The 16829-nt window shown below is 73.1% G+C and carries 17 protein-coding genes; 5 read left to right on the plus strand and 12 right to left on the minus strand.

Annotation, left to right across the window (positions count from 1 at the left end; translation table 11 throughout):
* Positions 1-39 precede the first annotated feature (39 nt).
* On the plus strand, positions 40-552 hold the full coding sequence (locus tag KVF89_RS29900) for a hypothetical protein (RefSeq protein ID WP_273475594.1): 513 nt from the start codon (positions 40-42) through the stop codon (positions 550-552).
* Positions 549-1016, plus strand: a complete 468-nt coding sequence (locus tag KVF89_RS04285; RefSeq protein ID WP_257423663.1) for a DUF4439 domain-containing protein — start codon at positions 549-551, stop codon at positions 1014-1016. The genes KVF89_RS29900 and KVF89_RS04285 overlap by 4 nt, the downstream gene beginning before the upstream one ends.
* Before the next feature lie 490 nt (positions 1017-1506).
* Here KVF89_RS04285 and KVF89_RS04290 read toward each other — a convergent pair whose 3' ends face one another.
* From KVF89_RS04290 to KVF89_RS04310, 5 genes are all read right to left on the minus strand, one after another.
* The gene (locus KVF89_RS04290; protein WP_257423665.1) at positions 1507-2217 is read right to left on the minus strand and encodes an HAD family hydrolase; all 711 of its coding nucleotides are present in this window, start codon (positions 2215-2217) and stop codon (positions 1507-1509) included.
* Positions 2218-2251: 34 nt separating this feature from the next.
* Positions 2252-4045: a proline--tRNA ligase gene (locus KVF89_RS04295; RefSeq protein WP_257423667.1), complete on the minus strand. Its 1794-nt coding sequence runs from the start codon at positions 4043-4045 to the stop codon at positions 2252-2254.
* Between the two features lie 303 nt (positions 4046-4348).
* Positions 4349-5194: a GNAT family N-acetyltransferase gene (locus KVF89_RS04300; RefSeq protein WP_257423669.1), complete on the minus strand. Its 846-nt coding sequence runs from the start codon at positions 5192-5194 to the stop codon at positions 4349-4351.
* Positions 5195-5229: 35 nt separating this feature from the next.
* On the minus strand, positions 5230-6381 hold the full coding sequence (gene ispG, locus KVF89_RS04305) for a flavodoxin-dependent (E)-4-hydroxy-3-methylbut-2-enyl-diphosphate synthase (protein ID WP_257423671.1): 1152 nt from the start codon (positions 6379-6381) through the stop codon (positions 5230-5232).
* 74 nt (positions 6382-6455) lie between these two features.
* Complete coding sequence (locus KVF89_RS04310; RefSeq protein ID WP_257423673.1) at positions 6456-7232, minus strand: TetR/AcrR family transcriptional regulator C-terminal domain-containing protein; 777 nt, start codon at positions 7230-7232, stop codon at positions 6456-6458.
* A gap of 76 nt (positions 7233-7308) precedes the next feature.
* Here KVF89_RS04310 and KVF89_RS04315 point away from each other — a divergent pair, with 76 nt between their 5' ends.
* Positions 7309-7710: a VOC family protein gene (locus KVF89_RS04315; protein ID WP_257423675.1), complete on the plus strand. Its 402-nt coding sequence runs from the start codon at positions 7309-7311 to the stop codon at positions 7708-7710.
* A gap of 29 nt (positions 7711-7739) precedes the next feature.
* On the opposite strand, the gene KVF89_RS04320 is transcribed toward KVF89_RS04315, so the two are convergent.
* Both KVF89_RS04320 and dxr read right to left on the minus strand, forming a co-directional pair.
* A complete protein-coding gene (locus KVF89_RS04320) occupies positions 7740-9113 on the minus strand; it encodes a M50 family metallopeptidase (protein WP_273475592.1) in 1374 nt (457 codons plus the stop codon).
* Positions 9114-9297: 184 nt separating this feature from the next.
* A complete protein-coding gene (gene dxr / locus KVF89_RS04325; protein ID WP_257423676.1) occupies positions 9298-10401 on the minus strand; it encodes a 1-deoxy-D-xylulose-5-phosphate reductoisomerase in 1104 nt (367 codons plus the stop codon).
* 124 nt (positions 10402-10525) lie between these two features.
* Here dxr and KVF89_RS04330 point away from each other — a divergent pair, with 124 nt between their 5' ends.
* Positions 10526-11617, plus strand: a complete 1092-nt coding sequence (locus KVF89_RS04330) for a polysaccharide deacetylase family protein (protein ID WP_257423677.1) — start codon at positions 10526-10528, stop codon at positions 11615-11617.
* A gap of 121 nt (positions 11618-11738) precedes the next feature.
* Here the strand turns inward: KVF89_RS04330 and meaB are convergent, their stop codons facing one another.
* Positions 11739-12659 carry a methylmalonyl Co-A mutase-associated GTPase MeaB gene (meaB, locus tag KVF89_RS04335; RefSeq protein WP_257423679.1) on the minus strand — a complete coding sequence of 307 codons (921 nt, stop codon included), beginning with the start codon at positions 12657-12659 and terminating at the stop codon, positions 11739-11741.
* 78 nt (positions 12660-12737) lie between these two features.
* Positions 12738-13937 carry an acetyl-CoA C-acetyltransferase gene (locus KVF89_RS04340; protein ID WP_257423681.1) on the minus strand — a complete coding sequence of 400 codons (1200 nt, stop codon included), beginning with the start codon at positions 13935-13937 and terminating at the stop codon, positions 12738-12740.
* Between the two features lie 134 nt (positions 13938-14071).
* On the opposite strand from KVF89_RS04340, the gene mce reads away from it, so the two are divergent.
* On the plus strand, positions 14072-14542 hold the full coding sequence (gene mce / locus KVF89_RS04345; protein ID WP_257423683.1) for a methylmalonyl-CoA epimerase: 471 nt from the start codon (positions 14072-14074) through the stop codon (positions 14540-14542).
* A gap of 9 nt (positions 14543-14551) precedes the next feature.
* Here the strand turns inward: mce and KVF89_RS04350 are convergent, their stop codons facing one another.
* Genes KVF89_RS04350 through KVF89_RS04360 form a run of 3 tightly spaced genes read right to left on the minus strand, consistent with a single transcriptional unit; the run spans position 14552 to position 16820 of the window.
* Positions 14552-15415, minus strand: a complete 864-nt coding sequence (locus tag KVF89_RS04350; RefSeq protein ID WP_257423684.1) for a 5-oxoprolinase subunit C family protein — start codon at positions 15413-15415, stop codon at positions 14552-14554.
* A complete protein-coding gene (locus KVF89_RS04355; protein WP_257423687.1) occupies positions 15412-16047 on the minus strand; it encodes a 5-oxoprolinase subunit B family protein in 636 nt (211 codons plus the stop codon). The genes KVF89_RS04350 and KVF89_RS04355 overlap by 4 nt, the downstream gene beginning before the upstream one ends.
* On the minus strand, positions 16044-16820 hold the full coding sequence (locus KVF89_RS04360; protein WP_257423689.1) for a LamB/YcsF family protein: 777 nt from the start codon (positions 16818-16820) through the stop codon (positions 16044-16046). Before KVF89_RS04360 ends, KVF89_RS04355 begins: the two co-directional genes overlap by 4 nt.
* Between the last annotated feature and the right edge of the window lie 9 nt (positions 16821-16829).

Consider the following 16829-nt stretch of genomic DNA (forward strand, 5'->3'; position numbering starts at 1 on the left):
GTGCGGGGCCCACCCTACCCGCCGATATAGGGTCACCGGGTGCCCGACAGTCCCCCGTCCGTCTCGCGACGCCTGGTCCTCGCCGGCGGGATCGGCAGCGCGGCGCTGGTCCTCGCGGGCTGCGACCTGATCGACGACGTCCTCGGCGACGACGACGACCCGGGCGTGTCGGGCGCGGTCACGCCGACCGCTCCCGCGGCAGACGCGGACAGCACCCTCGTCGAGGGCGTCGTCGAGGCGATCTCGGCGACCGGCGCCCTGGCCACAGCGACCGCAGCCGCCGCCGCGACGACCCCGGGCCTGGGCAGGGCCGGCGCCCGGCTGGCCCGGATCCACGACGCCCACGCAGCCGAGCTGGGCGGCAGCGTCGCCGCCGATGCGCCCGAGGTCCCGGGCGACGCCCAGCAGGCGTGGGCAGCCCTGCTCGCCGCGGAGGCCGAGCTGCAGCACCGCCTGGTCGAGGCGGCACAACAGGCCCACAGCGGTGCCCTCGCCCAGGTCCTGGCCGCCATGGCGGCCTCGCTGGCCCAGCAGCAGGCGGTCCTCCCATGACGGCGACACCGACCACGCCGCCCCCCGGGGCGGGTCCCGAGGAGCCCGACGCCGCGGTCGCCGCTCTCCAGACGACGCTGGCGGCCGAGCACGCGGCCGTCTTCGTGTACGGCGCGCTGGGCGGCCAGACCTCGGAGTCCGGCAACCCGGCTCTCTACGGCGCCGTCACCTCGGCGTACGCCGTCCACCGGACGCGGCGCGACGAGCTGATGGCCCGGCTGCGGGCCGCGGGCGCGGAGCCGGTCACGGCGGAGCCCGGCTACGGCCTGCCCGCCGACCTCGGTACGCCGGCGGTGGTCACCACCCGGGCCCGCGAGCTCGAGGAGGCGGCGGCGGCAACCTACGCCTACCTGGTGGCCAGCACCACCGACGACGCCCGCGCCTGGGCGATCGCCGCGCTGCTCGACGCCGCCGTGCGTGGACTGGGCTTCGGGGCCCGACCGGACCGGCTGCCCGGCCTCTGAGCCGGCCCGCTCGCGGCGGCAGCGTGGCGGACGGCGGCGCAGCCGCACCGGGCGAAGCCCGTGGGCCGAGCGCAGCGAGGTCCGGGCGGCGAGGCTGGTCTCCGACACGCTCGCGCCGACGAACGCGCGGCAGCGTGGCGGACGGCGGCGCAGCCGCACCGGGCGAAGCCCGTGGGCCGAGCGCAGCGAGGTCCGGGCGGCGAGGCCGGTCTCCGACACGCTCGCGCCAACAAAAAAGAACAACGGTTCGCGACCTCCGACGTTCGGGGAACTCCCGAGACGTCCCCCGAAGTCGGGGTCGCGAACCGCTGGTGACCGGGGACAACGGTCATTGACGACGGGAGAGGTGGGGCTCGCCGATCGCCGTGTGCACAATCATGCAACAGAACGGGACCGGGAGCCCGTGATCGCGATCCTCATAAATGTGCACTGCACAAACCTGCAGATCGAGGAGCCCTCCCCTGAGCGTGACAGACCGCCTCCGGAGGGCTCAGCGCCAGGGCGTCAGCAGCCCGGGCAGATCGGCGAGGCGGCGGGCGACCGCGTCCGGCTCCCCCTCCGTATGCCCGACCTGCTCGGCCGGGATGGCGCTGTGCGGCACGTGGACCGCGCGCATCCCGGCGTTCTGCGCACCCCAGACGTCGTCGAAGAGCCGGTCGCCGACGTACACGCAGGCAGCCGGGTCGGTCACGCCGACCGCGTCCATCGCGGCGCGGAACGCGTCGGGCGACGGCTTCGTCCAGGGCACCTCGCTCGTGTAGACGTCGCCGTCGATCAACTCGAGGACACCGTCCCGCTCGAAGAACCCGCGGTGCCAGGCCCGCGGCCAGATCGTGTTGGAGAGCACCCCGACCTTGATCCCCTCCCCGCGCAGCCAGGCGAACAGTGGCGCGACGTCGGGGTCGGTGAGGGTGTGCGGCTCCCAGAACCCGTAGTAGGCGTCGAGCAGGTCCGGATCGTGCTCGAGCCCCGCCGCGTCGAACAGGTCGGCGATCGTCGCGCTCTGCTGGTGGTCGCGGCTACGCCCCCAGATCACGCTCCCGGCCTCGTGCAGGCGGGCCGCGTGGGCATGGTGGTCGTCGGACCTGTCGGGCGTGGTCAGCACGGCCTGGGCGAGGGCGAGCGACTCCGCGTGGAAGTCGATGTCGTGCCAGGCGGTCAGCGTGCCGCCCCAGTCGAAGATGACCGCCTCGATAGCCATGCGGGAACCCTAGATGACCGGCCCCCGGCCGTGCTCAGCCGCGCACGATGCCCACGAGCGCGTCGACCGCGCCGTCGAGGGCGACCTCCTGGCGCTCGCCGGTGCGACGGTCCTTGACCTCGATCACCCTGTTGTCGGGGTCGGCCACGCCGCGGCCGACGGTCACGATGGTCGGGACGCCGATCAGCTCGGCGTCCTTGAACTTCACGCCGGGGCTGATCTTGCCCGCGCGGTCGTCGTAGATGACGTCGAGTCCGGCCGCCGTGAGCCCGGCCACGAGCTCCTCGGCGGCGGCGAACACCGCCTCCTCCTTGCCCGCGGCGACGACGTGCACGTCGGCCGGGGCGACGTGGCGCGGCCAGCACAGGCCGATCTCGTCGAGGGTGTCCTCGGCGATCGCGGCCACCGCGCGGGTGACGCCGATGCCGTAGGAGCCCATCGTGACGGTGACCAGCTTGCCGTTCTCGTCGAGGACCTTGAGGTCGAGCGCCTCGGCGTACTTGCGGCCGAGCTGGAAGACGTGGCCCATCTCGATGCCGCGCGCGGACTCCAGGGTGCCGTCCTCGCAGTTCGGGCAGGCGTCGCCGTCACGGACCTCGGCGGCCTCGATGGTGCCGTCGGCCGTGAAGTCGCGACCGGCGACCAGGTCGATCACGTGGGAGCCGGCGACGTCGGCGCCGGTCACCCAGCGGGTGCCCTCCGCGACGCGCGGGTCGACGAGGTAGCGGATGCCGCTCGCGCCCTCCTCCCCGAGGACGCCGGGCCCGATGTAGCCCTTGACCAGCGCAGGGTGCTTCGCCAGCTCGGCCTCGCCCATGGGCTCGACCTCGATCGGCTCCAGCTGGCCCTCGAGCCGCTTCTGGTCGACCTCGCGGTCGCCGGGCAGGCCGATGGCCAGCGGCTCGCGGGTGCCGTCGGGGTGCTTGAGCACGACGAGCACGTTCTTGAGCGTGTCGCCCGCGGTCCACGGACGGTCCTCGCGCGCGAAGGCCGTGTTGAGGTGGTCGACCAGGCTGTCGATGGTCGGGGTGTCGGGGGTCGCCTCCGCGTGGGCGGCGGGCGCGTCGCCCCAACTGTTGGCCTCCGTCGACGTCGCCGCGGGCGGACGGACCTTGACCGCCTCGACGTTGGCGGCGTAGTCGCAGCTGGTGCAGCGCACGTAGGTGTCCTCGCCGACCGCGGCCTTGGCGAGGAACTCCTCCGACTTCGAGCCGCCCATCGCGCCGGCGGTGGCGCGGACGATGGCGTAGTCGAAGCCGAGGCGGTCGAAGATCCGGACGTAGGCGTCGCGGTGCCGCTGGTACGACGCGTCGAGGCCCGCGTCGCTGACGTCGAAGGAGTAGGAGTCCTTCATGGTGAACTCGCGGCCGCGGAGCAGGCCGGCACGCGGACGCGCCTCGTCGCGGTACTTGGTCTGGATCTGGTAGAGGCTGAGCGGCAGGTCCTTGTAGGAGCCGTACATGTCCTTGACGAGGAGCGTGAACATCTCCTCGTGCGTGGGGCCGAGCAGGTAGTCACCGCCCTTGCGGTCCTGGAGCCGGAAGATGTTGTCGCCGTACTCGGTCCAGCGGCCGGTCGCCTCGTAGGGCTCGCGCGGCAGCAGCGCGGGGAAGGTGACCTCCTGCGCGCCGATGCCGTTCATCTCGTCGCGGATGATGCCCTCGATCTTGCGCAGCACGGCCAGGCCGAGCGGCAGCCAGGTGTAGATGCCCGGCGCGGCGCGGCGGATGTAGCCGGCACGCAGGAGCAGCCGGTGGCTCGGGACCTCCGCGTCCGCGGGGTCCTCTCGCAGGGTCCGGACGAACAGGGTCGACATCCGCATCAGCACGGGGCGAAGCCTACGGCGCGGTGCCCCGGCGCACGAACCGGTATCGGGGCACGCACCCAGGGGGTTCGGGCGAGCGCGTGCCCATGCGGTATCAAACGTGAGGGCACGGGCCGGACCTCGCCCGCTCCGGACTCCCTCCCGGATCCACCGGGGCCGAGGTGGCGGTCGAGCTCCTCATCACGGGGTGTCGACGGCGTCGCCCGTTGGTGGCAGGAGCATCCGGCGGCCACCCTCGAGGAGGTCACGGACGTCGCGCCCCGGCTGCTGTGGAGCGGGCTTCCGCGCCTGGGCGAGCGGTAGTGGTCAGAACATGACGGTCGCGAACCGCGCGGTCTCGGTGAACCCGACCCGCTCATAGGCCGCGCGGGCCGCGTGGTTCCAGTCGTTGACGTAGAGCGACACCGTCGGCGCGATCCGGGCCCGCACCTGCCGCACGACAGCTGCCATGCCGGCCGTCGCGATCCCCTGGCCGCGGCGGTGCGGCGGGACCCAGACGCCCTGGACCTGGGCGGCGTCGGCGGTGGCGCAGGCGACCTCGGCCTTGAAGACCAGCTCGTCGCCGTCGTACCGGACGAAGGACCAGGCGCGACCCACCAGCTGCGCGACCCGCGCACGGTAGAGGTCGGCTCCCCCGCCGAGCTCCGGCGAGACGCCGACCTCCTCGGTGTACATCGCGACGCAGGCCGGGTAGAGCGTGCGCAGGTCGTCCTGGGTCCCGCAGCGGACGCCGTGATCGGGCGCGACCAGCGGCTCGGTCTCGATGGCGAGGTGGCGCTGGTCCCAGCGGACGTCGCGCGGGTGCCCCCACTCGGGGCGGACCTCGTCCCAGAACGCCCGGACGGCGTCCTGCGGCCCCACGATGGTGGAGGCGGTACGGCGCCGGGCCAGTGCGCGCCCGGCGAAGACCATCGCGTCCTCCGGCGTGGCCTGGACCGGCACCAGGTTGGCGGCGACATGGCAGGCGGCCACCAGGTGGCCGCCCTCGAACCGGCCCCACATCTCGCCGCCGAGCCAGCGCGGCTCGAGGTTCGTGGTGTGGGCGCGGTGGATCGCGAACACGTTGACGACCGGGTCACGACCCGCGAGAGCGACGAACGCGGGGAGATCGGCCTGCGCGAGGACGCGCACGCCGTGCCGGGTGGTCAACACGCGACCACCCTAGGGCCTTCCAGCCGCGCCGGCCCTCAGGAGACCGAGACGCTGGGCTCCGCGCCCTCGACCGGCTCCATCGACTCGGCGAGCTTCATCGCCTCCTCGATCAGCGTCTCGACGATCTCGGACTCGGGCACGGTCTTGATGACCTCGCCCTTGACGAAGATCTGTCCCTTCCCGTTGCCCGACGCGACGCCGAGGTCGGCCTCCCGCGCCTCACCGGGACCGTTGACCACACAGCCCATGACCGCGACACGGAGTGGGACCTCGAGGCCGTCGAGACCGGCGGTCACCCGCTCGGCGAGCGTGTAGACGTCGACCTGGGCGCGGCCGCACGACGGGCAGGAGACGATCTCGAGCTTGCGGGGGCGCAGGTTGAGCGACTGCAGGATCTGGATGCCGACCTTGACCTCCTCGACCGGCGGCGCCGAGAGGGAGACCCGGATCGTGTCGCCGATGCCGCGCGAGAGCAGCGCGCCGAACGCGGTGGCTGACTTGATCGTGCCCTGGAACGCGGGCCCGGCCTCGGTCACGCCGAGGTGCAGCGGCCAGTCACCGGCCTCGGCGAGCAGCTCGTAGGCGCGCACCATCACGACCGGGTCGTTGTGCTTGACCGAGATCTTGAAGTCGCGGAAGCCGTGCTCCTCGAAGAGGCTCGCCTCCCACACGGCCGACTCGACCAGCGCCTCGGGCGTGGCCTTGCCGTACTTCTCCAGCAGCCGCTTGTCGAGAGATCCGGCGTTGACGCCGATCCGGATCGACGTGCCGTGGTCCCGGGCCGCGGCGGCGATCTCCTTGACCTGGTCGTCGAACCTCTTGATGTTGCCCGGGTTGACCCGGACCGCCGCGCAGCCGGCCTCGATCGCGGCGAAGACGTACTTCGGCTGGAAGTGGATGTCGGCGATGACGGGGATCTGGCTGTGCCGGGCGATCTCGGGCAGCGCCTCGGCGTCGTCCTGGCTCGGGCACGCGACGCGGACGATGTCGCAGCCGGCGGCGGTCAGCTCGGCGATCTGCTGGAGGGTGGTGTTGACGTCGGAGGTCAGCGTCGTGGTCATCGACTGCACCGAGATCGGGTGGTCGCTGCCGACCCCGACCTTGCCGACCCGGATCTGGCGGGTCGGGCGGCGGGGGGCGAGCACCGGCGGGGGCGCTTCCGGCATGCCGAGGCTGATCGACGTCATGACGTCAAGATTAGAGGCTCCCCCGGCACCGGGCGCCATCGCCGGAGTCGTGACGAGCGCGATGCGCAGGCACCTCAGCCGGCGCCCTCGATGAGAGCGGCCAGGCCGTCGAGCGTCCGCGCCAGGCCGAACTCCCACGCCCGTTCGGCACTCCACGCGCTGCCCTGGGCCGCACCGGCCGCAGCACCGATCCGGACCGCGCGGGGGTAGGCCGCCGGGTCGAACGCCCGCGCGAGCAGGGGCTGGTTGGCCGCCCACCACTCGGCGTCGCTCATCGCCGCGTCGGTGCCGACCCGAGCCGCGTCGTGCGCGGACCGGCAGTGCGACTGCACGAACCCGAGCAGATGGCTCAGTGCGGCGTCCGTGTCGACGTCCGTCAGTCCGGCGTCGTCGAAAGCGGCGAGCTCGTGCTCGTACTTCGCCATCACCCCCGGCCCGAGCGGCGGCCGGCTCAGCGCAGCCACCTCGGTGAGCCACGGATGGGCCGTGAGCAGGGCCCGGTTGGCCAGCGCCACGTCGGCGAGCCGCTCCCGCCAGGTCTCCCCCGCCCACGGCTCGCGGCGCATCCGCGCGTAGCGGGCATCGACCATCAGGTCGAGCAGCTCGGGCTTGCCCGGGACGTAGGTGTAGACCGACATCGCCGAGACGCCCACGCGATCGGCCACCGCCCGCATCGTCACCGCGGCCAGCCCCTCCGCGTCGGCGAGCGCGAGCGCCGCGTCGACGATCTGCGCCGGCGTCACCGACCGGGCCGGGCCCTTGCGCCGCGGCGCGTCCGAGGCTCCGGTCGGCTCGCCCCACAGCAGAGCGAGCGTGCGGCTGGGCTCGCCGGAGCCGGTGCGGGCGGTCACGGGAACCATTCTGTCACAGGTTCGTTATACGTTGTACACTGTACGTCGTACAGTGAACGAGGACAGGAGCTTCTCCATGCGCATCACCGCCACTGCCGTCTCCCTCAACGTCCCCGACGTCGAGGCCTCCGCCGCCTGGGTGCAGCGGCACCTGGGCTTCACCGAGGAGATGTCCGCCGACGGGTTCTGCTCCCTGGCCCACCCCGAGTCGGGTTGCCACCTCATCTACCTGCGCACCGGGCTGTCGACCTTCAAGCCGGCGTCCGCCGCCGGTCGCGCCGACGGGCTGCTCGTGGTCTTCACCGTCGAGGACATCGACGCCGACTACGAACGACTGCGGGACCAGGGGGTCGACGTGGTCACCCCGATCGAGACCGAGCCCTGGGGCGAGCGCTACTTCCAGATGGCCGACCCCAACGGGGTGATCTACCAGCTCGTGCAGTGGGTGGCGCCGACCGACCCGCAGTACGCCGGCTGATCCGGCCGGGCCGGGCCCGGGCCCGCCGCTCAGGACTCCAGGTGCACCGGCACGACCAGGTCGCCGACGATCAGCACGACGCCCATGACGAGCACCGCCATGCCGACGACGTACGCGATCGGCAGCAGCTTCGCCACGTCGACGTACCCGGGGTCGGGGCGACGGCGCAGCCGGGCCCAGCCCCGCCGCAGGGCCTCCCAGAACGCCCCGGCGATGTGACCGCCGTCGAGCGGCAGCAGCGGCACGAAGTTGAACATGCCGATGAAGAAGTTGAAGCCGGCGATGAGCAGGAACAGCGAGACGACCTTGCCGTCCACGGGGATCTCGTCGTGGGCGGCGGTCTCGCCGGCCAGCCGGCCGCCGCCGACGATGCTGACCGGGCCCATCGGGTCGCGCTCCTCGAGGCCGACGATCGCCTTGGCGACCCCCCAGACCTTCGCGGGCAGCGTGGCCAGGGACTTCACGACCTCGACGGTCATGTGGCCCATCTGCTCGACGGTGTAGACCACGCCGCCGGTGGTCGGGTGGGAACCGGGCACCACGCCGAGGAAGCCGACCTCGGTCGGCTTCTCGTCGTCCGCCTCCAGGAATCGGGGGGTGACCGTCGTGTTGGTGTGGAGCGTGCGCTCCGCGCCGTCGCGCTCGACGACGATCTCGGCCTCGCCACTGCCGTTGGCGCGCACCAGGGACTGGACCTGCTCCCACGACGTCACCTCGGTGCCGTTGAAGGAGACGATCCGGTCGCCGGGCCGCATCCCGGCGCTGTAGGCCGGGGCCGGGGAGTCCGCCAGCTCCTGCTCGGTGCAGGCACGGCCGTCCTCCTCCGCGGGGATCACGCAGGCCTGGACCTCCCGGACGGTGGTCTCGATCGTCTGGTCGCCCGGGTTGCCGTAGGTCGCGAAGACGCCGGTGAAGATGAGGAAGGCGATGAGGATGTTCACCGTCGGGCCGCCGCCCATGACGATGACCTTCTTCCACCACGAGAACTTGTAGAAGAGGCGGTCGGCGTCCTCGGGTTGGATCGTCTCCCACTCGGCCGCCCGCGCGTCCGAGACCAGCTGGGTGAACATGCCGGTGTTGGACTTGCGGACCCGGACCACCTGCCCAATGACACGGCCGTCGGCGTCGAGCTCGTCAGTCAACTCGTCGGCGAGCTCGACGGCGCCGGGCGGCAGCATCCCGACGATCTTGACGTAGCCGCCGAGCGGGATCGCCTTGACGCCGTACTCGGTCTCACCGACCTGTCGGCTCCACACCGTCGGCCCGAAGCCGATGAAGTACTGGGTCACCTTGCCGCCGAACCGCTTCGCCGGGATCAGGTGGCCGAGCTCGTGGAGCCCGATCGACGCCAGGATCGCCGCCGCGAAGACGACGACGCCGAGCAGGTAGAGCAGGGCGGTCATGCTGCGTTGTCCATGATGGGGTGAGCTGCTGTCCTCGATCAGGGGGCCGGGGCCCGGGCGATGGCGGTGCCGGCGGCCTCCCCTCGCCATGCGCGTCCGCACCGGGCGCGTCGTCGAGGCAGAGCCGTCCCCCTGAGGGTACGTCGTCGGCGGCTGGGCCGGTTGTCGAGACGCCGGTGCCCGGTCATCCGCCGGCGGTCGCCGGCGCCGCCTCGACGAGCACGGTGGCGGTCTCACGCGCCCAGGCGTCGGCGTCGAGCACGTCGTCGAGGGAGGGCGAGGGCGCCGGCGCGTCGTGGGCGGCCAGGACACCGGCCACCACGTCGACGATGCCGGGGAACGCCAGCCGACCGGTCCGGAACGCGTCGACCGCGACCTCGTTGGCCGCGTTGTAGACGGCCGGGGCGGTACCGCCCCGCTCCCCCGCCTCCCGGGCCAGCGCCACGGCGGGGAACGCCTCGTCGTCGAGCGGAAGGAACTGCCAGGTCTCCGGCCGCGTCCAGTCCACCGCCGGTGCCGCGTCGGGCACCCGCTCCGGCCACGCGAGGCCGAGTGCGATCGGGATCAGCATCGTCGGGGGGCTCGCCTGGACCAGCGTCGAGCCGTCGACGAACTCCACCATCGAGTGCACGACGCTCGTCGGGTGCACCACGACCTCGATCCGGTCGTAGGGGATGCCGAAGAGCAGATGAGCCTCGATCACCTCCAGCCCCTTGTTGACCAGGGTCGCGGAGTTGATGGTGATGACCGGTCCCATGTCCCAGGTGGGGTGCGCCATGGCCTGCGCCGGCGTCACCTCGGCGAGCTCCGCGCGGGTCCGGCCCCGGAACGGGCCACCGCTGGCGGTCAGCACCAGCCGACGCACCTCGTCGGGAGTGCCCCCGCGCAAGCACTGCGCGAGCGCACTGTGCTCGGAGTCGACCGGCACGATCTGCCCCGGCTTCGCTTTCCCCAGCACGAGCGGGCCGCCCATCACGAGCGACTCCTTGTTGGCCAGCGCCAGCGTCGTCCCGGCCTCCAGCGCCGCGAGCGTGGGCCGCAGGCCCACCGCACCGGTGATCCCGTTGAGCACGACGTCGCACGGCCGCTGGGCCGCCTCGACGCTCGCCTCCTCCCCCAGCCCGTGGTACGACGGCGCGAACTCCGCGACCTGCTGGGCGAAGAGGTCCGGGTTGCCGCCCCCCGCGGTCAGGCCGACCACCCGGAAGCGGTCGGGGTTCGCACGCACCAGGTCGAGCGCCTGGGTGCCGATGGAGCCGGTCGAGCCGAGGATGACGACGTCCTTCACCCGGTCATCCTGTCAGGGCTGGTCCGGGCGCACGGCAGGCCCGGCCACCCGGCGAGCTTCCTCACAGGGTGAGAAACGCCGGAAATGCAGGACTGGAGACCCTTCTACGACCATGCTGTGCCCCGTGCTCCGTCCGGTTGCCCTCCTTCTCCGTCCCGTCGTACTCGTCCTCGTCGCCCTGCTGGGCCCGGCGCTGGCCTCCCCGGCGGTGGCGACGCCGCCCGAGCAGGCGCCCCGGTCAGACGGCTGCACGGGCGTCGTGGCGCTGACCTTCGACGACGGCCCGGCGCGCGGGACGACCCGCCGGCTGATCCGGGTGCTGAAGAGATCGGAGGTGCCCGCGACCTTCTTCATGGTCGGCCAGCGGGTCGCCGCGGACCCGCGCGCGGCACGGGAGGTGGAACGGGCCGGGTTCCTCACCGCGAACCACAGCTGGTCGCACCGGGACATGCGCACCCAGTCCTACCGCGAGGTCCGGCAGTCGCTGCGGGCGACGCGACGCGCGATGAAGCGCGCGGGCCTGCACCCGACCGACCTCATGCGACCGCCGTACGGCGCCCTCGCCCCGCCGGCCCGCCGGGCGATCCGCGACGCCGGCTATGTGCCGGTGATGTGGAGCGCCGACTCACTGGACTGGAAGTCCGGCAACGCGCAGCAGATCGCGCGCCGGATCCTCTCCGAGCTCCGCCCGGGCCGGAACATCGTGCTCCAGCACGACGGCGTGAACCGCTCGCCGATCTCGGTGGCCGCGGTGAGCCAGGTGGTCCGCACCGCCCAGCGGCGCGGCTACTGCTTCACCGCCCTGAACGAGAGGGGCCGCCCCGGCTTCCCGACGCCGACGATGACCACGGTCGCGAAGGACGGCGTCGAAGGCGGTGAGGCCGTCGTCCGGCTCGAGCTCGACAGGGCCCCCGGGCGGGACACGGCCGTCGTGGTCGAGGCGGTGTCCGGTACGGCGAGCGTCGGCACCGACCTGCCGGCGTTCCACGCCCGGGTGGTGATCCCGGCCGGGCGGCTGACGGCGAAGGTCCGGATCCCGATCAGCAGCGATGCCGTGGTCGAGCCGACCGAGCACGTCACCCTCCGGCTGCGCCACCCCGAGGGACTGACCCTCGGGCAGGAGACGGTGCAGGTCGCCATCATCGACGCGGCCGGAGCCACCCGGATCGATCTGCCGGAACCGCCGTTCCTGCTGATGGGCCCGAAGCACAGCTGAGCGGCGTGGCCGCGGCGGATGGCTGTAACTATCTGTCGCGACCTCTACCACACCGGTCTACCGGTACGGCAGTGGCAACAACAGACAGTTACAGCCGCCCCGCCTGGCCCCACCGACTGCGTCAGCCGGCGAGCTCGGCCGCCGCCGTGTGCGGGTCGACCTCGCCCGCGACGACCGCGGCCGCGAGCTCGTCGAGCCGGTCGCCACCGCCGACCGTCCCCCAGCGGCGACGCAGCGCGGTGAGAGCGAGCGTCTCGATCTCGTCGCGCGCGCGCCGGAGGCGACGGCGCTGCAGCTCGCCGCTCTCCCGCAGCCAGGTGGCGTGCTCGTCGAGCGCGTCCGCGACGTCGGCGACACCGTCGCCGGTGGAGGCGGTGGTCTTGAGCACGGGCGGGCGCCAGGCGCCCTCGCGACGCTCGGCGAGGCCGAGCATCGAGCGCAGGTCGCGACGTACCTTGTCGGCACCTTCACGATCGGACTTGTTGACGACGTAGAGGTCACCGATCTCGAGGATGCCGGCCTTCGCGGCCTGGATCCCGTCACCCATGCCGGGCGCGAGCAGCACGATGGTGCTGTCTGCCTGGCGGGCGACCTCGACCTCGCTCTGGCCGACGCCGACGGTCTCGACGAGGACCACGTCGAAGCCGGCCGCGTCGAGCACCCGCAACGCCTGCGGGGTGGTCCAGGCGAGCCCGCCGAGGTGGCCGCGGGCGGCCATCGACCGGATGAACACGCCGGGATCGAGGACGTGGTCGCCCATCCGGATCCGGTCGCCGAGGAGGGCGCCGCCGGAGAACGGGGAGGACGGATCCACGGCAAGGACGGCGACCCGCCGGTCGCGGCGCCGGAGCTCGCCGATCAGCGCGCTGGTGGACGTCGACTTCCCGACGCCCGGCGAGCCGGTCAGCCCGACGACGTGCGCGTGCCCGGCATACGGCGCGAGGGTCCGCATCAGGTCGGGAAGGAGGGGCGACTCGTCCTCGACGAGCGACACCAGCCGGCCCACGGACCGGGGATCGCCCGCGCGGGCCTTGTCCACCATGCCAGGAACGGCCGCCGCGGTGATCCCGCGACGGCCGCCCTGGGTCGTTGCTTCAGGCAAAGCGGTCCGCTCAGGCGATCAGCTGGCGGGGACCCGGAGGACCAGGGCGTCGCCCTGGCCGCCGCCGCCGCACAGGGCGGCCGCGCCGAGGCCGCCACCGCGGCGCTTGAGCTCGAGGGCCAGGTGCAGGGTGATCCGCGCACCGGACGCACCCAGCGGGTGGCCGATGGCGATGGCGCCGCCGTTGACGTTGACCTTGTCCTCGTCGATGCCGAGCGCGCGGGCGGACTCGATGCCGACGGCGGCGAAGGCCTCGTTGAACTCGACCAGGTCGAGGTCGGCGGCGGTGAGGCCGGCCTTGTCGAGGGCCTTCTGGGTGGCGTTGGCCGGCTGCAGCTGCAGCGTGGAGTCCGGGCCGGCGACCTGGCCGTGGCTGACGATCTCGGCGAGGATCGGCAGGCCGAGCTCCTGCGCCTTCTTCTTGCTGGTCACGACGACCGCGGCGGCACCGTCGGAGATCTGCGAGGAGGAGGCGGCGGTGATGGTGCCGTCCTTGGCGAACGCCGGGCGCAGGCCCGCGAGGCCCTCGGCGGTGGTGTCGCCACGGACACCCTCGTCCTGGCTGACGACGATCGGGTCGCCCTTGCGCTGCGGGATCGAGACCGGGACAATCTCGTCGTCGAAGACGCCGTTCTTCTGCGCGGCGGCGGCGAGCTGGTGCGAGCGGGCGGCGACAGCGTCCTGCTCCTCGCGGGTCAGCGGCGTCTCGCGGCAGGCGTTGGTGTTCTCCGTGAGGTTGCCCATGCCCTGCTGGGTGGCCTGGTCGAACAGCGCGTCGTAGGCCAGCGAGTCGACGAGGGCCGTGTCGCCGTACTTGAAGCCCTCACGGCTCTTGGGGAGCAGGTGGGGGGCCTGGGTCATCGACTCGGTGCCGCCGGCGACCACGATGTCGGCCTCGCCCGCGCGGATCATCTGGTCGGCCTGTGCGATCGCGTTGATGCCCGAGAGGCACACCTTGTTGATGGTGATGGAGGGAATGCTGGCCGGGAGCCCGGCGGCCAGACCCGCGGTGCGCGCGGGGTTCTGACCCGCGCCGGCCTGGAGGACCTGGCCCACGATCAGGTAGTCGACCTGGTCTCCGGAGACACCGGCCTTCTCCAGCGCGCCCTTGATGGCGACACCGGCGAGGTCAGCGGCCGACAGGGTCTTGAGAGCGCCGAGGTGGCGACCGATCGGCGTACGGGCGCCGGCGACGATGACGCTGGGGTTGTCGGACATGTTTCCTCCGTGCAGACGTGTGGTCGGACTTCTTTCGACTCTACTCGCGGGTATCTGGACCGGGCGAGGGGTCCAGCGTGCGGGCGGTGAGGAACATGTCACACGTGAGGCGAGGGCACGACCACCCCGGCACAATGACCTCCATGAGCATCACTGAGGGCGTCCCCGCCCACCTCTTCACGGCCATCGACCACGTCGGCATCGCGGTCCCCGACCTCGACGAGGCGATCGCGTTCTACCGCGACAACTTCGGCATGCACGTGGCGCACGAGGAGACCAACGAGGAGCAGGGTGTGCGCGAGGCCATGGTCACTGTCAACCCGGGGGGCGACACCGCAGCACCCATGATCCAGCTGCTCGCACCGCTCAACGCGGAGTCGACGATCGCCAAGTTCATCGACCGCAGTGGGCCGGGCCTGCAGCAGCTGGCCTACCGCGTCACCGACCTCGACCAGGTCTGCGCGATCCTGCGCGAGCGCGGCCTGCGCCTGCTCTACCCCGAGGCCCGACGCGGTACGGCGGACAGCCGGATCAACTTCGTCCACCCCAAGGACGCCGGCGGGGTGCTCGTCGAGCTGGTCGAGCCCGCCGCGGACGCTCACTGACCGACGAGGTCAGGCCCAGCGGAACCGGAGCTGCTCGCCCGGGCGCAGCTGGGCGAGCCGGTCGGTGTCGGCGTCGACGACCACACCGACCACCGGGTAGCCGCCCGTGACCGGATGGTCGGGGCCGAACACCACGGGCCCGCCGCCCGGCGGGACCTGGATCGCCCCGCGCAGCGCACCCTCGCTCGGGAGCTCGCCCCTCGTGGGCACAGCGGTCAGCGGCTCCCCCTCGAGACGCAGCCCCACCCGGTCGCTCGCTGACCCCACCCGCCAGACCCGCTCGACGAGCCGGTCCGCGTCAGCCACCCAGTCGGCCCGCGGGCCGCGCACGACGCGGAGCACCGGCCGGTCGTCGTACGTCGCCGGGGGGACGGCGTCGACGAGGATCTCTCCAGCGACCTCGTGCCCGACGCCGAGGACGTCGCCGGCGCGCACCGGCTCGGGGCCGAGGCCGGCGAGGGTGTCGCGTGAGCGTGAGCCCAGCAGCGCCGGGGTGTCGAGGCCGCCGCGGACGGCGAGATAGCTGCGCAGGCCGGTGGCGGGGAGCCCCAGGCGGAGCCGTCGCCCCGGCCGCAACGCGAGCACGGCGCCGGTCGGCTCGGGCCGCCCGTCGACCTCGAGGGGTGCCGGGGCGCCGGTCACGCAGGCCCAGACCACACCGGTGGCCTCGACCTCGAGCCCACCGAGGGTGACCTCGAGGACGGCCGCGCCGACGGTGTTGCCGAGCAGCCGGTTCGCCAGTGCGTACGACGCCCGGTCGGCCGCCCCGCTCACCCCGACCCCGATCGCGGCATGGCCGAGCCGGCCGGCGTCCTGCACGAGGCAGGGTCCGCCGACCGCGCGGACGAGCAGCCCGGTCACGGGAGTGCTCATCGCACCTCCTCGAAGAGGACCGTCGCACCGGCGGTCAGCAGGGCGGGCGGGTCGCGGTCGAGGTCCCACAGCGGCAGGTCGGTGCGCCCGATCAGCTGCCAGCCGCCCGGCGAGGGGCGCGGGTAGACGCCGCTGAACTCCCCCGCGAGGCCGACCGCCCCCGCCGGGACGGCGGTTCGTGGCTCGTCGCGGCGCGGCACCCGCAGCCGCGGGTCGCCGCCCACCAGATAGGCGAACCCCGGCGCGAAGCCGCCGAACGCCACCCGCCAGGGCGTCCCTGTGTGCGCCGCCACGACCTCCCGCTCACTCAGCCCGGTGAGCGCCGCCACGACCGCCAGGTCCGGGCCGTCGTACACGACCGGGATGACGGTCTCCCGCTGCGATAGTCCCTGCTCACAAGCACCGGGATCCGACCTGTCACGGTGCTTGTGAGCAGGGACTATCGCGCGGAGCTGGTCGACTGTGACGCCCGGGCGCGCCACGACCAGCACCGTGCGGGCTCCCGGGACGACGTCGGCGACCAGGGTCGCGGCCGCCGGGTGGGCGCGGACCAGGTCGGCCACCGTCACGACCGCGGCGGTGTCGTCGAGCTCGACGAGGAGCGCGCGGTCGCCGTACGGGAGCAGTCTCATGCCGGTGCGACGGCGAACGCGCCCACGGGGAGCTCGGCGGCCGCCAGCGCCGCCCGCACCGCGGCGGCCAACTCCGGCGCCCCCGGCGAGTCACCGTGGACACACAGCGAACGGACGTCGCCGGACCGGGCCAGCTCGACGGCCTGGGCGGCCACGACCACCGGATCGGTCAGCACCGCCCCCGGAGCCGAGCGCGGCACGAGGCCACCGTCAGGGAGATAGGCACGGTCGGCGAAGCCCTCACCCACCGCCTCCAGGCCGGCCTCGGCCACGTCCGCCAGGAAGGACGAGCCCGCGAGCCCGAGCACGGGGAGCCCGCCGTAGGCCCGCACCGCGTCGATGAGCGCCGTCGCCTGCTCCGGGTGCCGCGAGACGGCGTGGTAGAGCGCGCCGTGCGGCTTGACGTAGGCGACCCGGGCACCGGCGGCGCGCGCGATCCCGTCGAGCGCACCCAGTTGGTAGAGCACGTCGGCCGCCAGCTCGGCCGTCGGCACGTCGATGTAGCGGCGCCCGAATCCGGCGAGGTCGCGATAGCCCACCTGGGCCCCGATGACCACGCCACGGGCGACCGCCGTCTCGCAGGTGCGGCGCAGCGTCAGCGGATCGCCGGCGTGGAATCCGCAGGCCACGTTGGCGCTGGTCAGGTGCGGCAGCAGGGCCTCGTCGTCACCGAGCCGCCAGCGCCCGAAGGACTCACCCACGTCGGCGTTGAGGTCGATCACCCGCTGCGTCGGCGTGGACGGCGTGGACGGACGGCCCGGGTGCGGCTCCATGGCCCTATG

It is taken from the genome of Nocardioides carbamazepini, from assembly GCF_024614185.1.
In the GTDB taxonomy this organism is placed as follows: domain Bacteria; phylum Actinomycetota; class Actinomycetes; order Propionibacteriales; family Nocardioidaceae; genus Nocardioides; species Nocardioides carbamazepini.